We start from the raw sequence: 24,407 nt of genomic DNA on the forward strand, positions 1-24,407 counted from the left end.
ACCCTGCATGGATTTCGTACTCGATTTGCTCGCCACCGTCTCGCGCTGGAGCCGCAGCAATCTCTCGGAAATCGCGCTCGCGCTGGTGGGCTGCCTGCTGGTGCTGTTCGGCTCGGACATCAAAGGCTGGCTGGAACAGCGAATCAGCGGCATTACCGGTGCCCTGCGCATCCCGCTCATCGCCCTGCTGTGCGCCGTGGGCAGCGGCGCGGCGCTGATCTATGCCACGCCTTGGGTAGTGCGCGGCCTGAGCCAGTTCAACAACTACAGCCTGGCACCGGTGCTGTTGGTGGTGCTGGTGCTGATCGGGGTAATTGCGGACCGCAAGTAAGCGCTGCTTTTTCAAACGCAGCAAAAAGCCCGGCATCTCTGCCGGGCTTTTTAGTGTTGCCGATGCAGATCAAGGCACCAGTTTGTCCAGCAACGCCTTGTCACGCACCGCGCCCTTGTCAGCGCTGGTCGCCAGCAGGGCGTAGGCCTTGAGGGCGGTGGTCACTTTGCGTGGACGCGACTCGACAGGTTTCCAGCCTTTCTTGTCCTGTTCGGCGCGGCGCTCGGCCATTTCCGCATCGTCGATCAGCAGGTTGATCGAGCGGTTGGGGATGTCGATCAGCACTTTGTCGCCATCGCGCACCAGACCGATCGCTCCGCCTGCCGCCGCTTCCGGTGAGGCGTGACCGATGGACAGGCCGGACGTACCGCCCGAGAAGCGGCCGTCAGTCAGCAGTGCGCAATCCTTGCCCAGCCCTTTGGACTTCAGGTACGACGTCGGGTAGAGCATTTCCTGCATGCCCGGACCGCCTTTCGGGCCTTCGTAACGGATGATGACGATATCGCCAGCCTTCACTTCGTCAGCAAGAATCCCGCGTACTGCGCTGTCTTGGCTTTCGAAGATTTTGGCGTTGCCTTCGAAAACGTGAATCGACTCGTCGACACCGGCAGTTTTCACTACGCAGCCATCCAGCGCGATGTTGCCGTACAACACGGCCAGGCCGCCTTCTTGCGAATAAGCGTGCTCTACGCTGCGGATGCAGCCGTTTTCACGGTCATCATCCAGACTGTCCCAACGGGTCGACTGGCTGAACGCGGTCTGCGTCGGGATGCCCGCCGGGCCTGCCTTGAAGAAGGTGTGCACGGCCTCGTCGTCAGTCTGGGTGATGTCCCATTTGGCGATGCCTTCGGCCAGGGTCTTGCTGTGCACGGTCGGCAGGTCGGTGTGCAGCAGGCCGCCACGGGCCAGCTCGCCAAGGATGCTGAAGATCCCGCCAGCGCGATGCACGTCTTCCATGTGGTACTTCTGGATGTTCGGCGCGACCTTGCACAGCTGTGGCACCTTGCGCGACAGACGGTCGATGTGGCGCAGGTCGAAATCGATCTCGGCTTCCTGAGCGGCGGCCAGCAAGTGCAGGATGGTGTTGGTCGAGCCGCCCATGGCGATGTCCAGCGTCATGGCGTTTTCGAACGCCTTGAAGTTGGCGATGTTGCGCGGCAACACCGAATCGTCGTTTTCCTTGTAGTACTGACGGCACAGGTCAACGATGGTGCGGCCAGCCTGCAGGAACAGTTGCTCGCGGTCGCTGTGGGTGGCGAGAGCCGAGCCATTGCCCGGCAACGCCAGGCCCAGTGCTTCGGTCAGGCAGTTCATCGAGTTGGCGGTGAACATGCCGGAACACGACCCGCAGGTCGGACAGGCGCTGCGCTCGTACTCGGCGACTTTTTCGTCACTGGCGGTCGAGTCAGCAGCGATGACCATCGCATCGACCAGATCCAGGCCGTGGCTGGCCAGTTTGGTCTTGCCCGCTTCCATTGGCCCGCCGGAGACGAAGATCACCGGAATGTTCAGGCGCAACGACGCCATCAGCATGCCCGGGGTGATCTTGTCGCAGTTGGAAATGCACACGATGGCGTCGGCGCAATGCGCATTGACCATGTACTCGACGGAGTCGGCAATGATCTCGCGGCTCGGCAGCGAATAGAGCATCCCGTCGTGGCCCATGGCGATGCCATCGTCGACCGCAATGGTGTTGAATTCCTTGGCCACGCCACCGGCGCGCTCGACTTCACGCGCGACCAGCTGGCCCATGTCCTTGAGGTGGACGTGGCCGGGTACGAACTGGGTGAAGGAGTTGGCGATGGCGATGATCGGTTTTTTGAAGTCTTCGTCCTTCATGCCCGTGGCGCGCCACAGGGCACGGGCGCCGGCCATGTTGCGGCCGTGGGTGGACGTTTTCGAGCGGTAATCAGGCATTGAAACACTCCGGCAAAAATAAGGCTGATCAGGAAGGGAGTGAGCTTCTATTGACGTCGCGAACGAGCGGCAGTGACCGCAGGCAGCGAAGAAACCGAACACCACGGGATCACCGTGTATTCGGCCTGAGCTCATAAACCCGCCGGGGATGACTGGCGATGAATAGCGCCGATTCTACACCGCCGGGTGGTTTGGTGGGGTCCGAATATCGCCATCGGTGCCGCGCTGGACAAAATGCTATCAGGGCATTTATCTTCCTCGGCAGGCCGCCTCATGTGGCCACGTCGCTCGGACGGTTCCGGGCGCTTACGTTTGCGAGATACTCATGGCTGACCAAGGTTCGCCGCGCCGCTTTGCGCGCATCGATCGACTCCCCCCTTATGTGTTCAACATCACCGCCGAGCTGAAAATGGCTGCTCGTCGTCGTGGTGAGGACATTATCGACCTGAGCATGGGCAACCCCGACGGGGCCACACCGCCGCACATTGTCGAAAAACTGATCACCGTCGCCCAGCGCGAAGACACCCACGGTTACTCCACCTCGCGGGGCATTCCGCGCCTGCGCCGGGCCATTTCCAACTGGTACAAGAAGCGCTACGAGGTCGACATCGACCCTGAAAGCGAAGCGATCGTGACCATTGGTTCCAAGGAAGGCCTGGCCCACCTGATGCTCGCCACGCTGGATCAGGGCGACACGGTGCTGGTGCCCAACCCCAGTTACCCGATCCACATCTACGGTGCCGTGATTGCCGGCGCCCAGGTGCGATCGGTGCCGCTGGTGCCAGGCGTGGACTTCTTCGACGAGCTGGAAAAAGCCATTCGCGGCTCGATTCCCAAGCCGAAGATGATGATTCTGGGCTTCCCGTCCAACCCGACTGCGCAATGTGTGGAGCTGGATTTCTTCGAGCGCGTGGTGGCGCTGGCCAAACAGTACGACGTGCTGGTGGTGCATGACCTGGCGTACGCCGACATCGTCTACGATGGCTGGAAAGCCCCGTCGATCATGCAGGTGCCCGGCGCCAAGGACATTGCCGTGGAGTTCTTCACCTTGTCCAAGAGCTACAACATGGCAGGCTGGCGGATTGGCTTCATGGTCGGCAACCCCGAACTGGTGAATGCACTGGCGCGGATCAAGAGTTACCACGACTACGGCACCTTCACGCCACTGCAGGTGGCGGCGATTGCCGCGCTGGAAGGCGATCAGCAGTGCGTGCTCGACATTGCCGAGCAGTATCGCCAGCGCCGCAACGTACTGGTCAAAGGCCTGCACGAACTGGGCTGGATGGTCGAAAACCCCAAGGCGTCGATGTACGTCTGGGCGAAGATTCCCGAAGCCTACGCGCATCTGGGCTCGCTGGAGTTCGCCAAGAAGCTGCTGGCCGAAGCCAAGGTGTGTGTCTCGCCGGGCATCGGTTTCGGTGAGTACGGCGACGATCACGTGCGCTTCGCGCTGATCGAGAATCAGGACCGCATCCGTCAGGCCGTGCGCGGCATCCGCAGCATGTTCAGGGCTGACGACAAGCTCAAGTCCTGAGTTCCTTCTGAGACACCGCGCCTGCTGACCGACTGCGCTCGGCAGGCGTGGACGCTGCAACCAACCCCCTCTCCACACCTGACCGACAGTCGCCTCGGCAATTTTTGATTTCTGCAAATCGCTGCAGACCGGTATGATCGCGCGCCCCGATACACCCGGAAGCCTGACCTAAAATGAAACCCACCTTGATCGCCGCCGCAGAACTCGATCGTATCGACACCTGGGCCAAATACTCCAGCCACATGTGCGGGGGCTGCGTGTCCAGTTGCTGCACGTTGCCGGTAGAAGTGAAGATCAAGGACCTGATTCGCATCGGCATCGTCGATGAGTTCGAGCGCGGCGACCCGGCGAAGAACATCGCCAAACGTCTGCAGAAAGAAGGCATCGTCGAGCGTTACAACCAGAAGTCGGAAATCTTCACGTTGCAGCGCATGAGCAACAACGACTGCCTGTATCTGGACCGTAAAAGCCGCCTGTGCACCATCTATGACAAGCGCCCGGACACCTGCCGCAACCACCCGAAAATCGGGCCGCGCCCAGGTTATTGCGCGTACAAACCCAAAGAAGTCGTGCGTCAGGAAAGCGGCTCACTGAGAAACGCCACCAGCGCGCCAGTGCCGAAGTTCTGACCCCTTGAAGGGCTGCGCAACGCGCAGAATATCGGCTCACATCAATCAAGCCCCGCACAGGGGCTTTTTTGTGGGCGATGGAAAAAGCCTATCGATGTTAATTTTTGTGAAAAATAAAAATACTTCACATTATTTACTCATTGATTCACTATCCGATTCACAGATCAGAACAATAACGCTCGAATGCCAGCGACACAGGCATCGGCACTGACTTTGAGGATTACTGCATGACCAGCAAAAACGTTGGCGTTATCGGCCTGGGTGCGATGGGTCTGGGCATTGCCCGCTCGTTGCTGCGTAGCGGCTTCACTGTGCATGCCTGCGATGTGCGCAGCAGCGTGACCGAAGCGTTTGCCCAGGAAGGCGGCGTTGCCTGCCAATCCCCAGCCAGCATGGCCGCTGCCTGCGATGTGATCATTACCGTCGTGGTCAATGCCGAGCAGACCGAAACCGTCCTGTTTGGTGAAAACGGCGCGGTCGCGGCGCTGCGTCCGGGCAGTCTGGTCATCGGTTGCGCCACTGTCGCACCGACCTTCGCCGTCGAACTGGGCGAGCGTCTGGCCGCACAGAACCTGCTGTACCTCGATGCACCGATCTCCGGCGGCGCCGCCAAGGCCGCCGCTGGCCAGATGACCATGATGACCTCCGGCCCGGCCGAGTCTTACGCCAAGGCCGAAGCCATCCTCAATGGCATGGCCGGCAAGGTCTATCGCCTGGGTGACGTCCACGGGCTGGGCTCGAAAGTCAAAATCATCAATCAGTTGCTCGCTGGCGTACACATCGCCGCCAGCGCCGAAGCCATGGCCCTCGGCCTGCGTGAAGGCGTCGATGCTGACGCGCTGTACGAAGTGATCACCAACAGTGCCGGTAACTCGTGGATGTTCGAAAACCGCGTGCCGCACATCCTCAATGCCGATTACACGCCGCTGTCGGCTGTGGATATCTTCGTCAAAGACCTCGGCCTGGTACTGGATACCGCACGCAGCAGCAAATTCCCGCTGCCGCTGTCGGCCACCGCACACCAGATGTTCATGCAGGCCTCCAGCGCCGGTTTCGGCCGCGAGGATGACTCGGCGGTGATCAAGATTTTCCCGGGCATCGAGTTGCCGAAAGCCAAGCCAGAAAAAGCCTGAGGAGCGACTGATGAGCCTGAACAACGCTCGCCCGCTGCTGGGCTGCATTGCCGATGACTTCACCGGCGCGACCGACCTTGCCAACATGCTGGTGCGCGGCGGTATGCGCACCGTGCAGAGCATCGGCATCCCCAGCGCCGAAATGGCTGCCGGCCTGGACGCCGACGCGATTGTCATCGCCCTGAAATCGCGTACCACACCAAGCGCCGACGCGGTGGCTGAATCCCTCGCTGCGCTGGAATGGCTGCGCGAGCGCGGCTGCGAGCAGATCTTCTTCAAATACTGCTCGACCTTCGATTCCACCGCCGCGGGTAACATCGGCCAGGTCAGCGAAGCACTGCTGGAGCAACTGGACAGCGACTTCACCCTCGCCTGCCCGGCCTTCCCGGAAAATGGCCGCACGATTTTCCGTGGACATCTGTTCGTACAGGACCAGTTACTCAGCGAATCGGGCATGCAGAACCACCCGCTGACGCCCATGACCGACGCCAATCTGGTGCGTGTGCTGCAAGCGCAGACCCGCCACAAGGTCGGCCTGTTGCGCTATGACAGCATTGCCCAGGGCGTCGAAGGCGTGCGCAACAGAATTGCCGAGCTGCGCGCCGAAGGTGTGAGCATGGCGATCGCCGATGCCCTGTCGGATGCCGATCTGTACACCTTGGGCGAAGCCTGCGCCGACTTGCCGCTGCTGACCGGTGGCTCGGGTCTGGCGCTGGGCCTGCCGGGTAACTTTCGCAAGGCAGGCAAGCTGCGCGATATCGATGCCGCCAAACAGGTCGCCATCAGTGGCGGCGAAGTGGTGTTGGCGGGCAGCGCTTCGGTTGCCACCAATGGCCAGGTCGCGGCCTGGCTGGAAGACAATCGCCCTGCACTGCGCATCAATCCGCTGGATCTGGCCGCAGGCAAGCCGGTGGTCGAGCAGGCGCTGGCCTTTGCCAGAGACGCCGGGCAGACCGTATTGATCTACGCCACCAGCACGCCGGATGAAGTCAAAGCCGTGCAGAAAGAGCTGGGTGTTGAACGCTCCGGTGCAATGGTCGAAGCCGCGTTGGGCGAGATCGCCAAAGGGCTGCTGAACGCTGGTGTGCGCCGCTTTGTGGTCGCCGGTGGCGAAACCTCCGGTGCCGTGGTTCAGGCGCTGGGCGTGCAACTGTTGCAGATCGGCGCACAGATTGATCCGGGCGTTCCGGCCACGGTGAGCAGCGGCGCACAACCGCTGGCTCTGGCCCTCAAATCCGGCAATTTCGGTGCGCGCGACTTCTTCGCCAAGGCGCTCAAGCAACTGGCGGGGGCGGCTTGATGATCGACGAAAACGCATTGCGTCAGGAAATCTGCGACGTCGGCCGTCTGCTGTATGGCCGTGGCTATACGGTGGGCAGCGCCGGCAACATCAGCGCACGACTCGACGACGGCTGGCTGATTACCCCGACCGACGCCTGCCTGGGCCGCATGGACCCGGCCGATATCGCCAAGGTCAATCTGGCCGGTGAATGGGTGTCCGGCAGCAAGCCGTCCAAGACCCTGGCCCTGCACCGCGAAGTCTACGACCGCAACCCGCAGGTCGGCGGCGTGGTGCATACGCACTCGACGCATCTGGTCGCCCTGACCCTGGCCGGAGTGTGGCAGGAGGACGACATTCTGCCGCCGCTGACGCCGTATCAGGTCATGAAGGTCGGGCATATCCCGCTGATCCCTTACGAGCGTCCGGGCTCGCCGAAAGTCGCCGAGCGCGTGGCGGAGCTGGCCAACAGCGTGCGCGGCGTGATGCTCGAGCGGCTCGGCCCGGTGGTCTGGGAAAGTTCGGTGGCCAAGGCCTGCTACGCACTGGAAGAGCTGGAAGAAACAGCGCGTCTGTGGCTGATGAGCAATCCCAAACCTGCGCCGCTGGACCCGGCGGCGCTTGAAGAACTGCGTCAGGTGTTCGGCGCGAAGTGGTAACGGACACACATTGATCGGGGGGCGCGCTGCGCCTCCCGGACGAAAAACAATAACAACAGGAATCGAGAGCATGACTCACCCCTATCCCGCTGTTTCGTTGTTCCTCTTTACCACCATCGACCGGAGTGCACGGGCATGACGCCGCTCATGTTGATGATCGTGGCCGGTGCGGGCATCGCACTGCTGTTGTTCCTGGTGCTCAAGTACAAATTCCAGCCCTTTGTCGCCCTGATGCTGGTCAGCATTATCGTGGCGCTGGTCGCCGGTGTTAAACCGGCCGATCTGGTTACCACCATTGAAGGCGGCATGGGCAAGACCCTTGGCCACATCGCGATCATCATCGCTTTGGGCGCGATGATCGGACGCATCATCGAGCTGTCCGGCGGGGCCGAGGCGCTGGCCAAAACCCTGATCAACCGCTTCGGTAACAGACGCACGCCACTGGCGCTGACCGTTGCAGGCTTCATGGTCGGTATTCCGGTGTTCTTCGAAGTCGGCGTGATCATCCTCATGCCGTTGGCATACGGTGTGGCACGGGCGGCACGCAAGCCGCTGCTGATCTTCGCGCTGCCAATGTGTGCAGCCTTGCTTGCCGTGCACGCGTTCCTGCCGCCGCATCCCGGCGCGGTAGCCGCTGCCAGCCAGTTGGGCGCGGACCTTGGCCGGGTGCTGATGCTGGGCATTCCGATCGTTGCTGTACTGTGCATGATCGGCTATTTCGTCGCGGGGCGCATGACCCGCAAGACCTACCCGATGACCGACGATATTCGCGCCGAAGTCTACGGCCCGCACGTTACCAACGAAGACCTGGAAGCCTGGGCGCGCAACGATTATTCCGCTGTGCGTGAAGCCACTGAAACCAGAACAATGGGCATCGAAGAAAGCGCCAGCAGCCTGGCGAGCAAACTGCCGCCAGCGCCTGCACCGGGTTTCGGGCTGATCATCGCGCTCATTCTGTTGCCGATCGTGCTGATTCTGATGGGCACCCTGGCCACCACCATGCTGCCAGCCACGTCCACGCTGCGTGCAGTGCTGACCGTTCTCGGTGCGCCGCTTGTGGCATTGCTGATCGATACCCTGCTGTGCGCCTGGCTGTTGGGCTCGCGTCGTGGCTGGAGCCGCACTCAGGTGTCCGATGTGATCGGCTCGGCCTTGCCGGGTGTGGCGATGGTGATCCTGATTGCCGGCGCCGGTGGCGTATTCGGCAAGGTGCTGGTCGACACCGGCATTGGTGCAGTGGTCTCCGAGGCGCTGCGTAACACCGGTCTGCCGGTACTCGCGCTGGGCTTCCTGCTGACCCTGCTGCTGCGCGCTGTTCAGGGTTCGACCACCGTTGCACTGGTGACCACTGCAGGCATTCTCAGCCCGCTGATCGCAACGCTGGACCTGAGCGCCAACCACCTGGCTCTATTGTGCCTGGCGATGGGCGGTGGCGGTCTGGCCATGTCGCACATCAATGATGCCGGTTACTGGATGTTCACCAAGCTGGCAGGCCTCAACGTCGCCGACGGCTTGCGCACCTGGACCGTACTGGTCACGCTGCTCGGCACACTGGGCTTCGTGATCACCCTGCTGCTTTGGCCATTCGTCTGACCCTTTGAAGACTGGAGTTAACATGCCTCGTTTTGCCGCCAACCTCAGCATGCTGTACCCGCAGCATGACTTTCTTGAGCGCTTTGCCGCAGCCGCTGCCGATGGTTTCGGCGCGGTCGAGTACCTGTTCCCCTACGCCTACAGCACTCAGGAACTCAAGCAGCGCCTGAGCGACAACGGTCTGGTGCAGGCGCTGTTCAACGCCCCGCCAGGCGACTGGGAGGCAGGCGAGCGAGGCATTGCCACGCTGCCGGGCCGTGAAGCGGAATTTCGCAGCGGTATCGAGCAGGCGTTGGAATATGCGCAGGTGCTGGGCAATGACCGAGTGCATGTCATGGCTGGCTTGCTGGCCGATGAAAGCTTGCGTGAGCGTCATCAGGCGGTCTATCTGGAAAACCTCGCGTTCGCGGCTGAGCAAGCCAAGGGCGCAGGCGTCACGATTCTGATCGAGCCGATCAACACCCGCGACATGCCGGGCTTCTTCCTCAATCGTCAGGATCAGGCACAGGACATCTGCAAGCTGGTGGGTGCCGACAACCTGAAGGTGCAGTTCGACTGCTACCACTGCCAGATCGTCGAAGGTGACCTGACCAGCAAGCTGCGTCGCGACTTTGCGGGCATTGGTCATATTCAGATCGCCGGGGTACCGGATCGCCATGAGCCGGACTTGGGCGAACTGAACTACGAGCACCTGTTCAACGTCATCGACGAGCTGGGCTACAGCGGCTGGATCGGCTGCGAATACCGCCCCAAAGGCGATACCAGCGTGGGTCTGGCGTGGTTGCGCAAGCTACAAGCCAAGAGCTGAAAAACGCGGGATAGACGACGCGGAGCGTGAGGAACGATCACTCTGTAACTGTCGTGCCCAGGCACGCCAGGCTTGCGCAAGAACACTATCGTGCGACGCTCCGCGTCGCATGCCGTTCTGGACGCTCTGCGTCCGATCTTGAAGAGGTATCAGTCCTCTAAGTCGAACTGGTCCTTTATATAGCGGATTTCAGTCCGGCCATGCGGCGCTGGCTGGCCGTCTTCGTCGAGGTTGACGAAGACGATCTTGTCGACAGTCAAAATGCTTTTGCGGGTTATCTTGTTGCGCACCTGGCACTTGAGGGTGATCGAGGTGCGGCCGAATTCTGTGGCGGTGATGCCTAGCTCAATGATGTCGCCCTGACGCGAGGCGCTGACAAAGTTGATTTCAGAGATGTACTTGGTCACCACCCGCTGATTACCCAGTTGAACGATCGCGTAGATCGCCGCTTCTTCATCGATCCAGCGCAGCAGGCTACCGCCGAACAACGTGCCGTTGGGGTTGAGGTCTTCGGGCTTGACCCACTTGCGGGTGTGGAAATTCATGTTCACTCCTGAGCGTCTGGCCGGTAGAGACGTGCATGATGGCAGAGCCGACGGCCCGCGCCCATGCCTGTGTCATACCGAATGTGCATCGACTCGATTACAGACAGATGGCAATTGTATGGCCCTTAAACCGACAGAAAGCCTTGGGAAGAATCGCGAGCGCAGCTATACTGCCCAACGTTTCAAAACGGTCATCCACGCTTGATACCGTTCCCGCCACCTGTCCGAGGGGCGCTGCAGCAGGTTTTCCCTGTCAGGCTCGGATGGGGCGTTGTTTGCCAGGACGATCCTCGACCGGCAAACCTTAAACGCACAACGGCGCCCATTCGCATTTTTATGGAATGGAGACTCTCAATGAGTGCTGTAATCACGCCCGCAGAATTTAATGACTACAAGGTTGCCGACATTTCCCTGGCCGCCTGGGGTCGTCGCGAAACCATCATTGCCGAATCCGAAATGCCTGCCCTGATGGGTCTGCGCCGCAAATACGCCGGTGACCAGCCGCTCAAGGGCGCGAAAATTCTCGGCTGCATCCACATGACCATTCAGACCGCCGTGCTGATCGAAACCCTGGTTGCCCTGGGTGCCGAAGTTCGCTGGTCGTCGTGCAACATTTTCTCCACTCAGGACCAGGCCGCCGCTGCCATTGCCGCTGCCGGCATTCCTGTGTTCGCCTGGAAGGGCGAAACCGAAGAAGAATACGAGTGGTGCATCGAGCAGACCATCCTCAAGGATGGCCAGCCATGGGACGCCAACATGATTCTCGACGACGGCGGCGACCTGACCGAGATCATCCACAAGAAATACCCGGCGATGCTGGACAAGATCCACGGCGTTACCGAAGAAACCACCACGGGTGTTCACCGCCTGCTGGACATGCTGGCCAAGGGCGAGCTGAAAATCCCGGCCATCAACGTCAACGACTCGGTGACCAAGAGCAAGAACGACAACAAGTACGGCTGCCGTCACAGCCTGAACGACGCCATCAAGCGCGGCACCGACCACTTGCTGTCCGGCAAGCAGGCACTGGTGATCGGCTACGGTGACGTGGGCAAGGGCTCGGCTCAGTCGCTGCGTCAGGAAGGCATGATCGTCAAAGTGACCGAAGTCGACCCGATCTGCGCCATGCAGGCCTGCATGGACGGTTTCGAGCTGGTTTCGCCGTTCATCGACGGTGAGAACGACGGCACCGAAGCGAGCATCGACAAGGCACTGTTGGGCAAGATCGACCTGATCGTGACCACCACCGGTAACGTCAACGTTTGTGATTCGAACATGCTCAAGGCGCTGAAAAAGCGCGCTGTGGTGTGCAACATCGGTCACTTCGACAACGAAATCGACACCGCTTTCATGCGCAAGAACTGGGCATGGGAAGAAGTGAAGCCACAGGTTCACAAGATCCATCGTACCGGCCCAGGCTCGTTCGACGCACAGAACGACGACTACCTGATCCTGCTGGCCGAAGGCCGTCTGGTAAACCTGGGTAACGCCACTGGCCACCCAAGCCGCATCATGGATGGCTCGTTCGCCAACCAGGTTCTGGCGCAGATCTTCCTCTTCGAGCAGAAGTACGCTGACCTGACACCGGCCAAAAAGGCCGAGCGTCTGACCGTTGAAGTGCTGCCGAAGAAACTCGACGAAGAAGTGGCCCTGGAAATGGTCCGCGGCTTCGGCGGCGTTGTGACCAAGCTGACCAAGACCCAGGCCGATTACATCGGCGTGACCGTCGAAGGTCCGTTCAAGCCGCACGCTTATCGCTACTGATTGATCTTCTGTGAAGAGTGCGCGGCGTTCCTGACGCCTCTCACTCTCTCAGTTGGCAATTATCTGTGGGAGCGGACTTGTCCGCGAAGGGGCCTGTGCATTCAATCAAGATGCAGCGTCTGAAATAAAGCCTTCGCGGACAAGTCCGCTCCTACAAAGTATGTGTTCGTTTCTATATCGAGATCGGCCTCCATGAGCCAAGAACGCCGCTTCAGCTTCGAGTTCTTTCCTACCAAGACCGACGCTGGACATGAAAAGCTGCTGACCGTTGCTCGTCAGCTCGCTACGTACAACCCCGATTTTTTCTCCTGCACCTATGGTGCCGGTGGCTCGACCCGCGACCGCACGCTCAATACCGTGCTGCAGCTGGAAAACGAGATCAAAGTCCCTGCTGCGCCGCATTTGTCCTGCGTGGGCGACAGCAAGGACGACCTGCGCAACCTGTTGGCGCAGTACAAGGATGCGGGCATCAAACGCATCGTGGCACTGCGCGGCGACCTGCCTTCCGGCATGGGTATGGCCAGCGGTGAGTTGCGTCACGCCAATGACCTGGTGAGCTTCATTCGCCAGGAAAGCGGCAGCCATTTCCACATCGAAGTCGCCGCCTACCCGGAAATGCATCCGCAGGCGCGCAACTTCGAGGACGACCTCAAGCACTTCGTCAACAAGGCCAACGCCGGCGCCGACAGTGCAATCACGCAGTACTTCTTCAACGCCGACAGCTATTTCAACTTCGTCGAGCGGGTCGAGAAAATGGGCGTCAGCATTCCGATCGTGCCGGGCATCATGCCGATCACCAACTACAGCAAGCTGGCGCGTTTCTCGGATGCCTGCGGTGCGGAAATCCCGCGCTGGATCCGTAAACAGCTGGAAGCCTACGGCGATGACGTGCAAAGCATCCAGGCGTTTGGCGAAGAAGTCATCACGCAGATGTGCGAACGACTGCTGCAAGGCGGCGCCCCCGGTCTGCATTTCTACACGCTGAACCAGGCAGAACCGAGCCTGGCGGTGTGGAACAACCTGCAACTGCCACGCTGAAAACGGCTGCGGCACCGCGGTCCGACCGGTAATTTCCGGGGGATCGCGGCCTCATACACCGTTGGGCAGCAGGAAAGCGGCGTATTGCGCTCGCTCTGTTATACTCCAGCCTTCCCGCCAGGCTTACGCCCGGACGCCCGGTCTTGCAATCGTCATCCGTTCACGCCAACAGCGCAATTTTCATCAAGCGCAGGCGTCACGGAATGCACTGAAGACCCGGCAGGACCGGACGGGATCGCGTTGTCTTTACACGCCATTCGCGCCAGGCAAGACATCCCTTGAGCTTAAGCTCCAACAGAACAGGATTACTCATGTCCTTTGCTTCCCTCGGTCTCTCCGAGGCTTTAGTCCGCGCCATCGAGGCAGCGGGCTATACCCAGCCTACCCCCGTGCAACAGCGGGCCATTCCCGCCGTGTTGCAAGGTCGCGACCTGATGGTTGCGGCACAGACCGGTACTGGTAAAACCGGTGGTTTCGCCCTCCCTATTCTGGAGCGGCTGTTTCCCAATGGTGTTCCGGACAAATCCCAGCGTCACGGCCCGCGTCAACCACGCGTTCTGGTCCTGACCCCGACCCGCGAACTGGCCGCACAAGTGCACGAGAGCTTCAAGCTCTATGCCCGCGACCTGAAGTTCGTCAGCGCCTGCATCTTCGGTGGCGTCGGCATGAACCCTCAGGTTCAGGCCATGTCCCGTGGCGTGGACGTCCTGGTGGCCTGCCCCGGCCGCCTGCTCGACCTGGCCGGTCAAGGCAGTGTCGATTTGTCCCACGTCGAAATCCTGGTGCTCGATGAAGCAGACCGGATGCTCGACATGGGCTTCGTCCATGACGTCAAGAAGGTCCTCGCGCGGCTGCCGGCCAAGCGCCAGAACCTGCTGTTCTCGGCTACCTTCTCCAATGACATCACGTCGTTGGCCGGCAAGCTGCTGCACAACCCAGAGCGCATCGAAGTCACGCCGCCGAACACCACGGTCGAGCGTATCGAGCAACGGGTTTTCCGCCTTGCCGCCAACCACAAGCGTTCACTGCTGGCGCACCTGATTACCGTCGGTGCCTGGGAACAGGTGCTGGTCTTCACCCGCACCAAGCACGGCGCCAACCGTCTGGCCGAGTACTTGGACAAGCACGGCCTTGCGGCGGTCGCGATCCACGGCAACAAGAGCCAGAACGCACGTACCAAGGCACTGGCCGACTTCAAGGCAGGTGATGTACGCATCATGGTCGCGACCGATATCGCCGCACGCGGCCTGGATATCGACCAGCTGCCGCATGTCGTCAACTTCGAGCTGCCAAACGTCGATGAAGACTACGTTCACCGTATCGGTCGTACCGGCCGGGCCGGTCGTTCGGGCGAAGCCATTTCCCTGGTTGCGCCGGACGAAGAGAAGCTGCTCAAAAGCATTGAGCGCATGACTAAACAGAAGATCGCCGATGGCGACCTGATGGGCTTCGACATCACCGCAGTCGAGGCTGAAAAACCGGAAGTGCGTGAGCGTCCGGATGTTCGCAACTCTCGTGGTGCACGTCCTGCCGGCGACAAGAACAACGGCGGTCGTCGCGACAAGGGCAAGGACAAAGGCAAGGAAAAACCTGCCACTGCAGCCGCCACTGGCGAACGCCCTGCAAGGCAGCCACGCGAAAAAAAACCTCGTGAGGGCACGCCTCGCAGCGAACAGCGTGCATCGCAGCCATCCATACCGCGCCCGGCAGCCGATCGTGCGCCGGACGAGTTCCGCGACGACGAAGTAGACAACTTCGGCAATCGTGCTGACTACGTCAGCCCTTATCAGGGCAAAGGCCAGAACCGTGGTCGTCGCCCTGCTGCCGCGCCTGGTGCAGCACCGGCTGCTGGCGGCGCAGCTCGCCCAGCCAATTCGGGTCGACCTGCGGGCGGCGCTCGTAACGGTTCCGGTACTAGCGCGCCAAAGCGCAACGGTTCGGGTTCGTCGGCTCCGCGTTCGCGTGATGGCCAGCCGCGCGGTCGTCGCCCGGCACGTGAAGATCAGCCCTTGCCGCGTGAAGGTCAGGAGCCAGCCGTGCGTGCCCCGCGCGACGGTCAGCCTCAGCCGAAGATCGTGCACAAGGAATCCAAGATCGACCGTTTCCCGTCTGCCGAGCAACTGGACCAGTTGCCAACACGCCCACGCGGTGAAAAACCGGCCCTGCTGACCCGCAATCGCGACAGCTGATAGCCACGCAACACTAAAAACGCCCCGACCTGCTCGGGGCGTTTTTGTTTGTGGCCCTGGAGGATGTTGATCATCGCTCCCACGCTCCGCGTGGTAGCGCAGTTCTGGACGCTCTGCGCCCTCTTTGTGGCGCTCCGCGTCACACAAGGGCTCTGCGATGTCAGTTAAATATATTCCAGACTCAAGCCCCCTTTTCGCCCCTCGGCGACCTACTTTGATGGGGCCAAAGTAGGCAAACCCCCTCGCTCCTGTTTCCGGCCCGACTTCGTCGGGTTCCTTCGCCCTGTCACTGATCCGGGGGCCCGCCGCAACGGGCCATCCATGGCCCGGTGCGGCTTGCTCGGCGTCCTGCCGAGCATCCCCCGGATCAGCGTCAGGACTCAGCCGTCACTAAGGTCGCAATCTGAGTCGTCAGTGCCATTGTGATAAAAAAGCGCTTTATCCATCTCCACGCTCTGCGTGGTAGCGCAGTCCTGGACGCTCCGCGTCCGATCTTGAGACGGCAGCGCGGCGCCGATCTGTGACGCAGTGCGTCACGAACTGCATGTCAACGCAGAGCATTGGCACGATAGACATCTCAGGAAGTTTCATCGCACCAACAAAAACGCCGACCCAAGGGTCGGCGTTTTTTCGATCAAGCGTGCAATTACTTCTTCTGTACGCCTTCGAAGCTGATGTCCAGATCCAGCGTCTGCGACGTCGGGCCTGGGCCCTTGATGCCGAAGTCGTTCAGGTTCAGCGTCGAAGTACCGTTGAAGCCGGCACGGTAGCCGCCCCACGGATCCTTGCCTTCGCCGTTGAAGGTTGCCTTGATGACGATTGGCTTGGTCACGCCGTGCAGGGTCAGGTCGCCAGTGACGTCAGCCGTTTTCTCGCCAGTCGATTTGACTGCGGTGGAAACGAATTTGGCTTCCGGGTATTTGGCAACGTCCAGGAAATCCTTGCTGGAGATGTGTTTGTCGCGCTCGGCGTGGTTGGTGAACAGGCTGGCGGTTTTCAGCTCGACATTGATTTTGCTGGCTTCAGGCTTGGCAGCGTCGAAGCTGAACGTGCCGTCCCAGTCCTTGAAGGTACCGTGAATGAAGCTGTAGCCCAGGTGGCTGATCTTGAAGTCAACGAATGCGTGTTGACCTTCCTTGTCGATAACGTAGTCGGCGGCCATGGCCTGGCCAGCAGACAACAGTGCGGTACCCAGAGCCAGAGCGGCGAGAGACTTCTTCAACATGCTTTTATTCCCGTTTTGGTTGAACAATCAATTACGACCCAGCATGCGCTTGAGGGTCACATCGCGATCGATGAAGTGGTGTTTCAATGCAGCAAGACCATGGAGCCCCGCGAATATCACGATGACCCAGGCCAGATACAGGTGAATCCAGCCCGCCGTTTCTGCCTGATCAGGAAGGCCCGAAACCAGCGCGGGCACATCGAACAGGCCGAATACCGGAATCCCCACGCCGTCGGCGGTGGAAATGAGATACCCGGCGAACATCACGGCAAACAGTGCGACGTACAAAAACAGATGGCCGAATGCAGCACCGATGCGCGTCAACTTACTGTAGCTGGTCAACGGCGGCGGTGGCGGACTGAGCAGACGCCAGACCACGCGGATCAGCATGATCGCAAACAGCGTGATGCCGATGCTCTTGTGCAGATCAGGGCCCGCCTTGCGCCACGTATCGTAGTAATCCAGCCCGACCATCCACAGCCCCAGCGCAAACATTCCAAACACGACAGCAGCCACACCCCAGTGCAGCACCATGCTGACCAGACCGTAGCGAGAGGATGAATTACGTAGCTGCATTACCAGTACCTTGTCAGAAGTGTTACCAGACTAGCTTTTTATCTATCGAATGAAAGCGCAAAATTTCGCTCGGACGTATCGAACAATACGATAGGTCTGCTTGACCTTTCGTAAGCCGGTTCTGCTGGTTACACCAACACCTGATAGGCTTTACAGCATCTCAGGCTGTCCTCGCTGCGGCAGCATCTCGATAATTTGTCGTCAGTAATACTTTGCAATGACCATCGGCCGTTCGATACCGATGAACGGCATGATCCGCTCAGATATCCCCAGCCCACACAGACAGAACGAATTCAGCGCGCATAAAAAAAGGACGCGGCATACACCGCGTCCTCTTTCGCTCAGCTATTGCCCGGTCAGTTGTTAACGTCTGCGGGCGCTGTTTCAGCAGGGGTTTTGGCAGGAGCCGGTTTGCTCTGAGCCTTTTTCGCAGCTTCCTTTTTTGCTGCTTCTTTCTTCGCCGCTTCTTTTTTGGCGGCTTCCTTGCTCTGCGGCTTTTTCTCAGGCTCAGCCTTGGTCGCCGGTTTCTTCGCAGGCTCGGCTTTTACCGGCGGCTTGGCAGGCTGGACAACCGGCGCAACCACGGGTGCTGGCGCGGCAACAGGTGCTGGAGCTGCAGCCGGTTCCGGGGCCTTCTCTACCGGAGCAGGTGCCGGGGCCGGTTCTTCACCACCACCAAACATGCGCGAGAAGAAGCCTGGCTTGTCGGCCTGCGGCTTGGCAGGTTCAGCCGGTTTGTCGGACGAACCACCGAACAGGTTGCTGAAGAAATTGCCTTCGGACTTCTGCGAAGCCGGGGCCGGTGCTTTCGGCGGTGCAACCTTGACCGGTTCGAACGACTTGCCAGCCGCCAGATCCTGTACTTGACCGGCCGCACGCTGACCGCTGCGCAAGGCACCTTCCAGAGTGCCGGGGTACAAGGTGTCGGTGTGCTCGCCAGCGAAGGCTACACGCAGAATCGGCCGCTCCCACAGACGCCAGTATTTACTGATCTGACCGGGGCCGAACGCCAGGTAGGAACCACCCGTGGACGGGTCGACGCTGTAACGGCGGATTTCATAGCCGGTGTAAGCGCCACGTGCTTCAGGGTAGAACGCATGCAGACGGATCAATACCTGATCAACCATCTGCTTGTCGCCGAAGGCCTGCATGATGCGTGCGTTGTCGCCGGACAGGTTGATCACCACGTTGGCGCCGCCCTTGAGCGCGGGCTCTACCCACAACATGCCCAGACCGGTGTTGCTGAACACTTCACCGGACATGCGTGCCTTGCTGTCCCAGACCGGGGTCTTGAACTTGAGCATGATCTGGTCGCGCCAGCCGTAGTTGGTGCTCTTGATCGCGCCCATGTGCTGAGCGTCCAGCGCAGGCGTCATCTGGATCTTGCCCAGCGAGCGCAGCGGTACGGCCATGACCACGTAATCTGCGGTGTAGCTGGTTGCGCCAGCCTTGACGGTGACCTTGTCCTTCTCCTGAACGACTGCCGTCACCGGCGAGTTGGTCTTGACGGTCTTGAGCTGCTTGACGAACGCCTGGGTCAGCACCGCACTGCCACCGGGCAGGCGCGCAGCACGCAAGTCACGCTCGTCGACCGAGCGATAAACCCGCGATTGCTGGGCAAGGTACAGCAGCGACAGGCGCGAAGGCTCGTCGTAGCGGGTGCGGATCTGCTGGTTGATCAACTGACGCGCCGTGGCAGGCAGGTTCAGACGGTCCAGCCAGTTGGCGACGTTGATCTGGTCCAGCGCGAACAAGGTGCTGTTGGACGCCGGGTTTTCCGGGTCGTCAACCGAGCGCGCAAGGTTGTCCAGCGTGTCGTTGTAGCGCTTGATGGCTTCGGCGGTCGCAGGCTGTTTGACGGCCAGGTCAGCCTGAGTGAAGTACACTCCGTCGATCAGGTAGCTGGGCGTGCGAACAAATTCAGGCGCGGGCACGGTAGTCAGCTTGAAGCTGTCCAGGTAGCGGTTCAGCACAGGCTGAGCCTTGGTGTTGCCGATCCACTCGCTGGTCGCCAGACCGGAACGTCCGCCCAGGCTGGGCTTGGCTTCCAGTAGCGTCACCTGCCAGCCTTTGGCCTGCAGTTCATAGGCAGCGGTCAAGCCTGCCAGACCACCACCGACGACAATGGCGGTTCGTTGTTTTTCATCGGCGAGCGTAGAAACGCTGACCAAACCTGCCACTATCAGCGCACAGGCGCGCAGCCACCCAGAAAGCATTCGGCGAACTCCAGAAAACATAGGGAAGATTGGGCAAGTCAGCCCGGCATATCGACTTGCTGCGCAGGATACGCGAGCCATCAAATAGCCGCCAGCAATGTCCATCAGCTGTTAAAACTGCATCAAAGGTTGTTCCGCAGCCGGGCATTGCATAGGCTTGCGCGATTGTTCGTCCTCGCATCAGGCGAGTCGCTACCCGGAGATTGAAAATGGGCCTCAATGACCAGTGGATGCAACGTGACCTGAAGGTCCTGTGGCACCCCTGCACCCAGATGAAAGACCACGAAAATCTGCCGTTGATACCGATCAAGCGCGGTGAAGGCGTATGGCTTGAAGACTTCGAAGGCAAGCGTTATCTGGACGCTGTCAGCTCCTGGTGGGTCAACGTTTTCGGACACGCCAACCCGCGCATCAACCAGCGCATCAAGGATCAGGTCGACCAACTGGAGCACGTGATTCTTGCCGGTTTCAGTCATCAGCCGGTCATCGAGCTGTCCGAACGGCTGGTCAAACTGACCCCTGAAGGCCTCAACCGCTGCTTCTACGCCGACAATGGCTCATCGTGCATTGAAGTCGCGCTGAAGATGAGCTTTCACTACTGGCTCAATCGCGGCCAGCCGGACAAGAAACGCTTCGTCACCCTGACCAACAGCTACCACGGCGAGACCATGGCGGCGATGTCGGTCGGTGACGTACCGCTGTTCACCGAAACCTACAAGGCGCTGCTGCTCGACACCATCAAGGTGCCGAGCCCCGACTGCTATCACCGCCCGGAAGGCATGAGCTGGGAAGAGCATTCGCGCAACATGTTCGCCGCCATGGAGCAGACCCTCGCCGAACACCACGCCAGCGTTGCGGCAGTGATCGTCGAACCGCTGATTCAGGGCGCAGGCGGCATGCGCATGTATCACCCGGTCTACCTCAAGCTGCTGCGCGACGCCTGCGACCGCTATGGCGTGCACCTGATCCACGATGAAATCGCCGTAGGTTTCGGCCGCACCGGAACCATGTTCGCCTGTGAACAAGCGGGTATCCGTCCGGATTTCCTCTGCCTGTCCAAGGCACTGACCGGTGGCTACCTGCCGCTGGCGGCCTGCCTGACCACCGATGATGTGTACGACGCGTTCTACGACGACTACCCAACGCTGCGCGCGTTTATGCACTCACACAGTTACACCGGCAACCCGCTGGCCTGTGCGGCGGCGCTGGCGACACTGGATATCTTCGAGCAGGACAACGTCATCGAAAACAACAAGGCACTGGCGCAGCGTATGGCGACAGCCACGGCGCATCTGGTGGACCATCCACATGTGGCGGAAGTGCGTCAGACCGGCATGGCCATCGCTATCGAAATGGTTCAGGACAAAGCCAACAAGACCGCCTACCCGTGGCAGGAACGGCGTGGCATGAAGGTCTTTCAGCATGCGCTGGAGCGCGGTGCATTGCTGCGACCACTGGGCAGTGTGGTGTATTTTCTGCCGCCGTACGTGATTACCCCGGAGCAGATCGACTTTCTGGCCGAGGTGGCCACCGAGGGCATTGATATCGCTACGCGCAGCAGTGTCAGTGTTGCCGTGCGCGAGAACTTTCATCCGGATTTCAGGGATCCGGGCTAGGGCTGGAATTTGCGGCGCCGCGACTGACGCCTTCGCGGACAAGTCCGCTCCCACGAGCGGACCGGGCAACACCGCATTAATGTGGGAGCGGACTTGTCCGCGAAAGGGCCATCACAAAACAACACCGGAACCGAGACACACCATGAGACTCTCCCGCTTTTTTACTGAAGCGCCGCTTAGCCTGGGCGAGCACGAACTGCCCGAGGCCCAGGCGCATTACATCAGCCGCGTGCTGCGCATGACCGAAGGTGACGCGCTGCAACTGTTCGACGGATCGGGCCAGGAGTTTCGCGGCACCTTGCTGGAAGTCGGCAAGAAGCGCGTGCATGTGCAACTGACCGAAAGCTTTGCCGGGCAAGTCGAGTCAGGGCTGCGTATTCATCTGGGCCAGGGCCTGTCGCGTGGTGAACGCATGGACTGGGCTATTCAGAAGGCTACCGAGCTGGGCGTCAGCGAAATTACCCCGATTGTCAGCGAGCGCTGTGAGGTGCGTCTCAAGGACGAGCGCGCCGAGAAGCGCCAGGCGCATTGGCAACAGATCGCTATCAGCGCCTGCGAGCAGTGCGGTCGCTCGGTGGTGCCGGTGATTCATGCGCCGATGCCGCTGGCCGAGTGGATCAAGCATACCGAGGCCGACCTGAAACTGGTCCTGCACCCGGTGGCCGAGCCGCTGACCAGCCATGACAAGCCAGCCAGCCTGGCCTTCCTGATTGGTCCGGAAGGCGGCTTGAACGACGCAGAAGTCGATCAGGCGCAAGCCGCTGGATTCCACGCCGCGCGCCTCGGCCCGCGCGTTCTGCGCACTGAAACCGCCCCGGTGGTCGCGCTCAGCGTGGCGCAACAGCTGTGGGGCGATTTCTGACTACTGATGCTCGTCCCCTCCTCACAGCACATAAAAACAAATCGCCACGAAGTGCATCAAACTGCCGCCGATGACGAACAGGTGCCAGATGCCGTGAAAGTGGCGGATCTGGTCGTAGGCGAAGAACAGAATGCCGACGGTGTAAAGCACGCCGCCGCCGGCCAGCCAGATGAAGCCCGCCAGGCCGAGCGCAGCAATCAGTGGTTTGACCGCCACGAGGACGATCCAGCCCATCACGGCGTAGATCACGATGGACATGATTCGCGCTTCAGAGCGGGGTTTTATCTCCTGCACAATGCCGATCAGCGCCAGCCCCCAGACGATACCGAACAGGGTCCAGCCCCACGCGCCGCGCAATGTCACAAGACAGAACGGCGTGTAGCTGCCCGCAATCATCAGGTAGATCGAAAAGTGATCGACCTTCTGCATGATCGATTTCGAACGGCCCTTGACGCTGTGGTAGATCGTCGAAACGCTGTACAGCGTGACCAGACAGGCGCCATAGATCGCAATGCTGACCACCTTCCAGACATCGCCGTGCAGACTCGCCATCACCAATAGCCAGATTGCGCCGACACCTGCCAGTACTGCACCCACCAGGTGGGACCAGGCGTTGAATTTTTCTCCGTAATACATCCGCTCAATACCCTCTTGTGGCAAAACACTGGGAGCAGAGGCTCGCGGTTATTGAAACAAATCGCAACACCCTGTTTCAGTGACGGATATTTTAAGCAGCTATCGGCGCACGACTTGTGCACAATCAGCGCACATCAATAACCAGCGCCACGACATGCAGATCGATGACGAACTGACGCTCAAGAAACTGGAAATATTCCTGGCCTTCATGCGCACCGGCAATCTGGCGCGGGCGGCGGAGGAGTTGCAGACCAGCAACGTCAGCGTGCACCGCGCCATTCACTCGTTGGAAAGCGCCCTGCGTTGCCCGCTGTTCAAACACGAAGGCCGCAACCTTACGCCGCTGGAAAGCGCGTATGTGCTGGAAGAGCGTGCGCAGAAGCTGGTGCAGGATGTGCTCGCCACCGTAGAGCTGACCCGTCAGGCGGCAGGCTTTTCGGCGGCACGCTTCCGCCTTGGGGCTTTGTATTCACTGACCGTCAAGACGGTGCCGCAGCTGATCATGGGCCTGAAAATCCGCCGCAGCGAGCTGAATATCGATCTGATTCTGGGTTCGAACATGGACCTGCTGTACAAGCTCAAGAACATGGAAGTCGACGCCATGCTGGTGTCGCTGGATGAAAGCACCCATGACCCGGACTGCGAGCAGTTGGCGTTGTTTTCCGACGATATCTTCCTGGCTGTGCCCACCGACTCGCCGTTTGCCGAGCACAGCGAGGTGGATCTCAGCGACCTGCGTGAAGCGACATTTATCACCCTCACCCAAGGCTTTGCCACTCATCGCGATGGCATACGGGTGTTTCAGCAGGCCGGGTTCGAGCCCAAAGTGGCGATGCAGGTCAATGACATCTTCACCCTGCTGAGCATGGTCAGTTCCGGCGTCGGCTATGCGCTGCTGCCGGGGCGCATAGCCGCAGTGTATGAAAACCGCGTGCGGCTGATTCCATTGCAGAGCCGCTACCGGATGCAGCAACACATCGGCATGGTCTTTCTCAAGTCCAAAGAGCGAGACCCTAACCTGCTGGCGCTGCTGGCCGAGTGTCGGATGTATGCGAATCGCCTGCTGGAGCAGGCGACCTGATCGAAGGGATCTAACCGACGATTGCGCGCACGATGAAATACAGCACCGACGGCCCCAGCAGACAGCCCAGTCCGGTATGAAAAGTGGCGGTCAGCGCACCATAAGGCACCAGACGCCGATCCGTTGCCGCCAGCCCTGCGGTAACGCCGCTGACAGTACCCGCCAGACCACCGAAAACCATCGCCGAACGCGGGTTGTCCAGCCCCATCCAGCGCGCCGCCATGGGCGTACCGACCATCACCAGAATCGCCTTGATCAGGCCGGTGGCAATCGACAGGGCCATCACGTCGGAGGTCGCACCCAACGCAGCACCGGTCACCGGGCCGACGATGTAGGTCACAGCACCCGCGCCAATGGTGGTCATGCTGATTGCATCGCGGTAGCCAAACACCCAGGCAATGCTCGCGCCCACGATAAACGGCAGAATCGTGCCCAACAGCAAGGCAATTGCTCCGATCAGCCCGGCCTTGCGTGCTTCGGTGGCCTGCACTTCAAAGGCAGTCGCCACGATGGCGAAGTCACGCAGCATCGCCCCGCCCATCAGGCCGATGCCTGAGAACAGCGCCATATCGGCAAGCCCCTTCTGGCCGCCGGTCAACGTGCCGCCGACCCAGGCCAGAATCAGCCCGATGACAATCGCGATGGCCGAGCCATGCACCCGGCCGAAGGTCAGGCGCTTTGAAAGCACCACCGAGACCCACATGATGATACCGACGAAGGCAAATGCGGTGATCAGGCCGTTGTGTTCAAGTCCTTTCTCGATGAGGTCCCACATA

The 24,407-nt window shown here is 60.5% G+C and carries 21 protein-coding genes and 1 riboswitch; of the genes, 14 read left to right on the top strand and 7 right to left on the bottom strand.

Annotation, left to right across the window (positions count from 1 at the left end):
- Window positions 1–7 precede the first annotated feature (7 nt).
- Window positions 8–331 (top strand): DUF3392 domain-containing protein, encoded by a 324-nt coding sequence (locus tag RYC18_RS18650; protein WP_002551720.1) that lies wholly within the window; start codon window positions 8–10, stop codon window positions 329–331.
- Window positions 332–400: 69 nt separating this feature from the next.
- Here RYC18_RS18650 and ilvD read toward each other — a convergent pair whose 3' ends face one another.
- Complete coding sequence (gene ilvD / locus RYC18_RS18655; protein ID WP_003422455.1) at window positions 401–2,248, bottom strand: dihydroxy-acid dehydratase; 1,848 nt, start codon at window positions 2,246–2,248, stop codon at window positions 401–403.
- 325 nt (window positions 2,249–2,573) lie between these two features.
- On the opposite strand from ilvD, the gene alaC reads away from it, so the two are divergent.
- The 7 genes from alaC (at window position 2,574) to otnI (ending at window position 9,883) form a co-directional block, all read left to right on the top strand.
- On the top strand, window positions 2,574–3,782 hold the full coding sequence (alaC, locus tag RYC18_RS18660; protein WP_002551718.1) for an alanine transaminase: 1,209 nt from the start codon (window positions 2,574–2,576) through the stop codon (window positions 3,780–3,782).
- A gap of 173 nt (window positions 3,783–3,955) precedes the next feature.
- On the top strand, window positions 3,956–4,411 hold the full coding sequence (locus RYC18_RS18665) for a YkgJ family cysteine cluster protein (protein ID WP_003422458.1): 456 nt from the start codon (window positions 3,956–3,958) through the stop codon (window positions 4,409–4,411).
- Between the two features lie 227 nt (window positions 4,412–4,638).
- On the top strand, window positions 4,639–5,544 hold the full coding sequence (gene ltnD / locus RYC18_RS18670; protein WP_005778759.1) for an L-threonate dehydrogenase: 906 nt from the start codon (window positions 4,639–4,641) through the stop codon (window positions 5,542–5,544).
- A gap of 10 nt (window positions 5,545–5,554) precedes the next feature.
- Window positions 5,555–6,844, top strand: coding sequence for a 3-oxo-tetronate kinase (otnK, locus tag RYC18_RS18675; protein WP_005778757.1), 1,290 nt, complete (start codon window positions 5,555–5,557; stop codon window positions 6,842–6,844).
- Entirely contained in the window at window positions 6,844–7,482 is a 639-nt protein-coding gene (locus RYC18_RS18680; protein ID WP_005778755.1) for an aldolase, read from the top strand. The genes otnK and RYC18_RS18680 overlap by 1 nt, the downstream gene beginning before the upstream one ends.
- A 135-nt stretch (window positions 7,483–7,617) precedes the next feature.
- Window positions 7,618–9,075 carry an SLC13 family permease gene (locus RYC18_RS18685; RefSeq protein WP_005743069.1) on the top strand — a complete coding sequence of 486 codons (1,458 nt, stop codon included), beginning with the start codon at window positions 7,618–7,620 and terminating at the stop codon, window positions 9,073–9,075.
- 22 nt (window positions 9,076–9,097) lie between these two features.
- A complete protein-coding gene (otnI, locus tag RYC18_RS18690; RefSeq protein ID WP_005743070.1) occupies window positions 9,098–9,883 on the top strand; it encodes a 2-oxo-tetronate isomerase in 786 nt (261 codons plus the stop codon).
- Window positions 9,884–10,032: 149 nt separating this feature from the next.
- Here otnI and RYC18_RS18695 read toward each other — a convergent pair whose 3' ends face one another.
- The gene (locus tag RYC18_RS18695; protein ID WP_005778753.1) at window positions 10,033–10,428 is read right to left on the bottom strand and encodes an acyl-CoA thioesterase; all 396 of its coding nucleotides are present in this window, start codon (window positions 10,426–10,428) and stop codon (window positions 10,033–10,035) included.
- 220 nt (window positions 10,429–10,648) lie between these two features.
- A riboswitch (S-adenosyl-L-homocysteine riboswitch) is annotated at window positions 10,649–10,759 on the top strand.
- A 23-nt stretch (window positions 10,760–10,782) separates the two neighbouring features.
- Between RYC18_RS18695 and ahcY the strand changes: the two genes are divergently transcribed.
- From ahcY to RYC18_RS18710, 3 genes are all read left to right on the top strand, one after another.
- Window positions 10,783–12,192: an adenosylhomocysteinase gene (gene ahcY, locus RYC18_RS18700; RefSeq protein ID WP_316886587.1), complete on the top strand. Its 1,410-nt coding sequence runs from the start codon at window positions 10,783–10,785 to the stop codon at window positions 12,190–12,192.
- 192 nt (window positions 12,193–12,384) lie between these two features.
- The gene (gene metF, locus RYC18_RS18705) at window positions 12,385–13,230 is read left to right on the top strand and encodes a methylenetetrahydrofolate reductase [NAD(P)H] (RefSeq protein ID WP_003346344.1); all 846 of its coding nucleotides are present in this window, start codon (window positions 12,385–12,387) and stop codon (window positions 13,228–13,230) included.
- A 311-nt stretch (window positions 13,231–13,541) separates the two neighbouring features.
- Window positions 13,542–15,419 carry a DEAD/DEAH box helicase gene (locus tag RYC18_RS18710; RefSeq protein ID WP_316886588.1) on the top strand — a complete coding sequence of 626 codons (1,878 nt, stop codon included), beginning with the start codon at window positions 13,542–13,544 and terminating at the stop codon, window positions 15,417–15,419.
- A 646-nt stretch (window positions 15,420–16,065) separates the two neighbouring features.
- On the opposite strand, the gene RYC18_RS18715 is transcribed toward RYC18_RS18710, so the two are convergent.
- The 3 genes from RYC18_RS18715 to RYC18_RS18725 form a co-directional block, all read right to left on the bottom strand.
- Window positions 16,066–16,644 (bottom strand): YceI family protein, encoded by a 579-nt coding sequence (locus RYC18_RS18715; RefSeq protein ID WP_002551707.1) that lies wholly within the window; start codon window positions 16,642–16,644, stop codon window positions 16,066–16,068.
- A 27-nt stretch (window positions 16,645–16,671) separates the two neighbouring features.
- Window positions 16,672–17,220 carry a cytochrome b gene (locus tag RYC18_RS18720; RefSeq protein ID WP_002551706.1) on the bottom strand — a complete coding sequence of 183 codons (549 nt, stop codon included), beginning with the start codon at window positions 17,218–17,220 and terminating at the stop codon, window positions 16,672–16,674.
- Between the two features lie 356 nt (window positions 17,221–17,576).
- Entirely contained in the window at window positions 17,577–19,436 is a 1,860-nt protein-coding gene (locus RYC18_RS18725) for a flavin monoamine oxidase family protein (RefSeq protein WP_316886589.1), read from the bottom strand.
- Between the two features lie 209 nt (window positions 19,437–19,645).
- Here RYC18_RS18725 and RYC18_RS18730 point away from each other — a divergent pair, with 209 nt between their 5' ends.
- Both RYC18_RS18730 and RYC18_RS18735 read left to right on the top strand, forming a co-directional pair.
- Complete coding sequence (locus tag RYC18_RS18730; RefSeq protein WP_316886590.1) at window positions 19,646–21,052, top strand: adenosylmethionine--8-amino-7-oxononanoate transaminase; 1,407 nt, start codon at window positions 19,646–19,648, stop codon at window positions 21,050–21,052.
- Window positions 21,053–21,194: 142 nt separating this feature from the next.
- Window positions 21,195–21,914, top strand: a complete 720-nt coding sequence (locus tag RYC18_RS18735; protein ID WP_005743076.1) for a 16S rRNA (uracil(1498)-N(3))-methyltransferase — start codon at window positions 21,195–21,197, stop codon at window positions 21,912–21,914.
- Window positions 21,915–21,935: 21 nt separating this feature from the next.
- Here the strand turns inward: RYC18_RS18735 and trhA are convergent, their stop codons facing one another.
- Window positions 21,936–22,550, bottom strand: a complete 615-nt coding sequence (trhA, locus tag RYC18_RS18740; protein WP_002551702.1) for a PAQR family membrane homeostasis protein TrhA — start codon at window positions 22,548–22,550, stop codon at window positions 21,936–21,938.
- 154 nt (window positions 22,551–22,704) lie between these two features.
- On the opposite strand from trhA, the gene RYC18_RS18745 reads away from it, so the two are divergent.
- Window positions 22,705–23,631: a LysR substrate-binding domain-containing protein gene (locus tag RYC18_RS18745; protein ID WP_005778741.1), complete on the top strand. Its 927-nt coding sequence runs from the start codon at window positions 22,705–22,707 to the stop codon at window positions 23,629–23,631.
- Between the two features lie 10 nt (window positions 23,632–23,641).
- Here RYC18_RS18745 and madM read toward each other — a convergent pair whose 3' ends face one another.
- On the bottom strand, window positions 23,642–24,406 hold the full coding sequence (madM, locus tag RYC18_RS18750; RefSeq protein WP_004666470.1) for a malonate transporter subunit MadM: 765 nt from the start codon (window positions 24,404–24,406) through the stop codon (window positions 23,642–23,644).
- Window position 24,407: the final 1 nt, after the last annotated feature.

The organism is Pseudomonas syringae group sp. 247E2 (assembly GCF_032587795.1).
GTDB classification, from domain to species: domain Bacteria; phylum Pseudomonadota; class Gammaproteobacteria; order Pseudomonadales; family Pseudomonadaceae; genus Aquipseudomonas; species Aquipseudomonas amygdali.

Excerpts from the sequence above, each read along its gene's own strand:
- RYC18_RS18650 (WP_002551720.1), top strand. The coding sequence starts at position 8 with ATGGATTTCGTACTCGATTTGCTCGCCACCGTCTCGCGCTGGAGCCGC.
- metF (WP_003346344.1), top strand. The coding sequence starts at position 12,385 with ATGAGCCAAGAACGCCGCTTCAGCTTCGAGTTCTTTCCTACCAAGACC.
- trhA (WP_002551702.1), bottom strand. The coding sequence starts at position 22,550 with ATGTATTACGGAGAAAAATTCAACGCCTGGTCCCACCTGGTGGGTGCA.
- ltnD (WP_005778759.1), top strand. The coding sequence starts at position 4,639 with ATGACCAGCAAAAACGTTGGCGTTATCGGCCTGGGTGCGATGGGTCTG.
- RYC18_RS18665 (WP_003422458.1), top strand. The coding sequence starts at position 3,956 with ATGAAACCCACCTTGATCGCCGCCGCAGAACTCGATCGTATCGACACC.
- alaC (WP_002551718.1), top strand. The coding sequence starts at position 2,574 with ATGGCTGACCAAGGTTCGCCGCGCCGCTTTGCGCGCATCGATCGACTC.
- madM (WP_004666470.1), bottom strand. The coding sequence starts at position 24,406 with ATGTGGGACCTCATCGAGAAAGGACTTGAACACAACGGCCTGATCACC.
- otnI (WP_005743070.1), top strand. The coding sequence starts at position 9,098 with ATGCCTCGTTTTGCCGCCAACCTCAGCATGCTGTACCCGCAGCATGAC.
- RYC18_RS18735 (WP_005743076.1), top strand. The coding sequence starts at position 21,195 with ATGAGACTCTCCCGCTTTTTTACTGAAGCGCCGCTTAGCCTGGGCGAG.
- RYC18_RS18695 (WP_005778753.1), bottom strand. The coding sequence starts at position 10,428 with ATGAATTTCCACACCCGCAAGTGGGTCAAGCCCGAAGACCTCAACCCC.
- RYC18_RS18680 (WP_005778755.1), top strand. The coding sequence starts at position 6,844 with ATGATCGACGAAAACGCATTGCGTCAGGAAATCTGCGACGTCGGCCGT.
- RYC18_RS18715 (WP_002551707.1), bottom strand. The coding sequence starts at position 16,644 with ATGTTGAAGAAGTCTCTCGCCGCTCTGGCTCTGGGTACCGCACTGTTG.
- ilvD (WP_003422455.1), bottom strand. The coding sequence starts at position 2,248 with ATGCCTGATTACCGCTCGAAAACGTCCACCCACGGCCGCAACATGGCC.
- RYC18_RS18725 (WP_316886589.1), bottom strand. The coding sequence starts at position 19,436 with ATGCTTTCTGGGTGGCTGCGCGCCTGTGCGCTGATAGTGGCAGGTTTG.
- otnK (WP_005778757.1), top strand. The coding sequence starts at position 5,555 with ATGAGCCTGAACAACGCTCGCCCGCTGCTGGGCTGCATTGCCGATGAC.
- RYC18_RS18730 (WP_316886590.1), top strand. The coding sequence starts at position 19,646 with ATGGGCCTCAATGACCAGTGGATGCAACGTGACCTGAAGGTCCTGTGG.
- RYC18_RS18745 (WP_005778741.1), top strand. The coding sequence starts at position 22,705 with ATGCAGATCGATGACGAACTGACGCTCAAGAAACTGGAAATATTCCTG.
- ahcY (WP_316886587.1), top strand. The coding sequence starts at position 10,783 with ATGAGTGCTGTAATCACGCCCGCAGAATTTAATGACTACAAGGTTGCC.
- RYC18_RS18720 (WP_002551706.1), bottom strand. The coding sequence starts at position 17,220 with ATGCAGCTACGTAATTCATCCTCTCGCTACGGTCTGGTCAGCATGGTG.
- RYC18_RS18685 (WP_005743069.1), top strand. The coding sequence starts at position 7,618 with ATGACGCCGCTCATGTTGATGATCGTGGCCGGTGCGGGCATCGCACTG.
- RYC18_RS18710 (WP_316886588.1), top strand. The coding sequence starts at position 13,542 with ATGTCCTTTGCTTCCCTCGGTCTCTCCGAGGCTTTAGTCCGCGCCATC.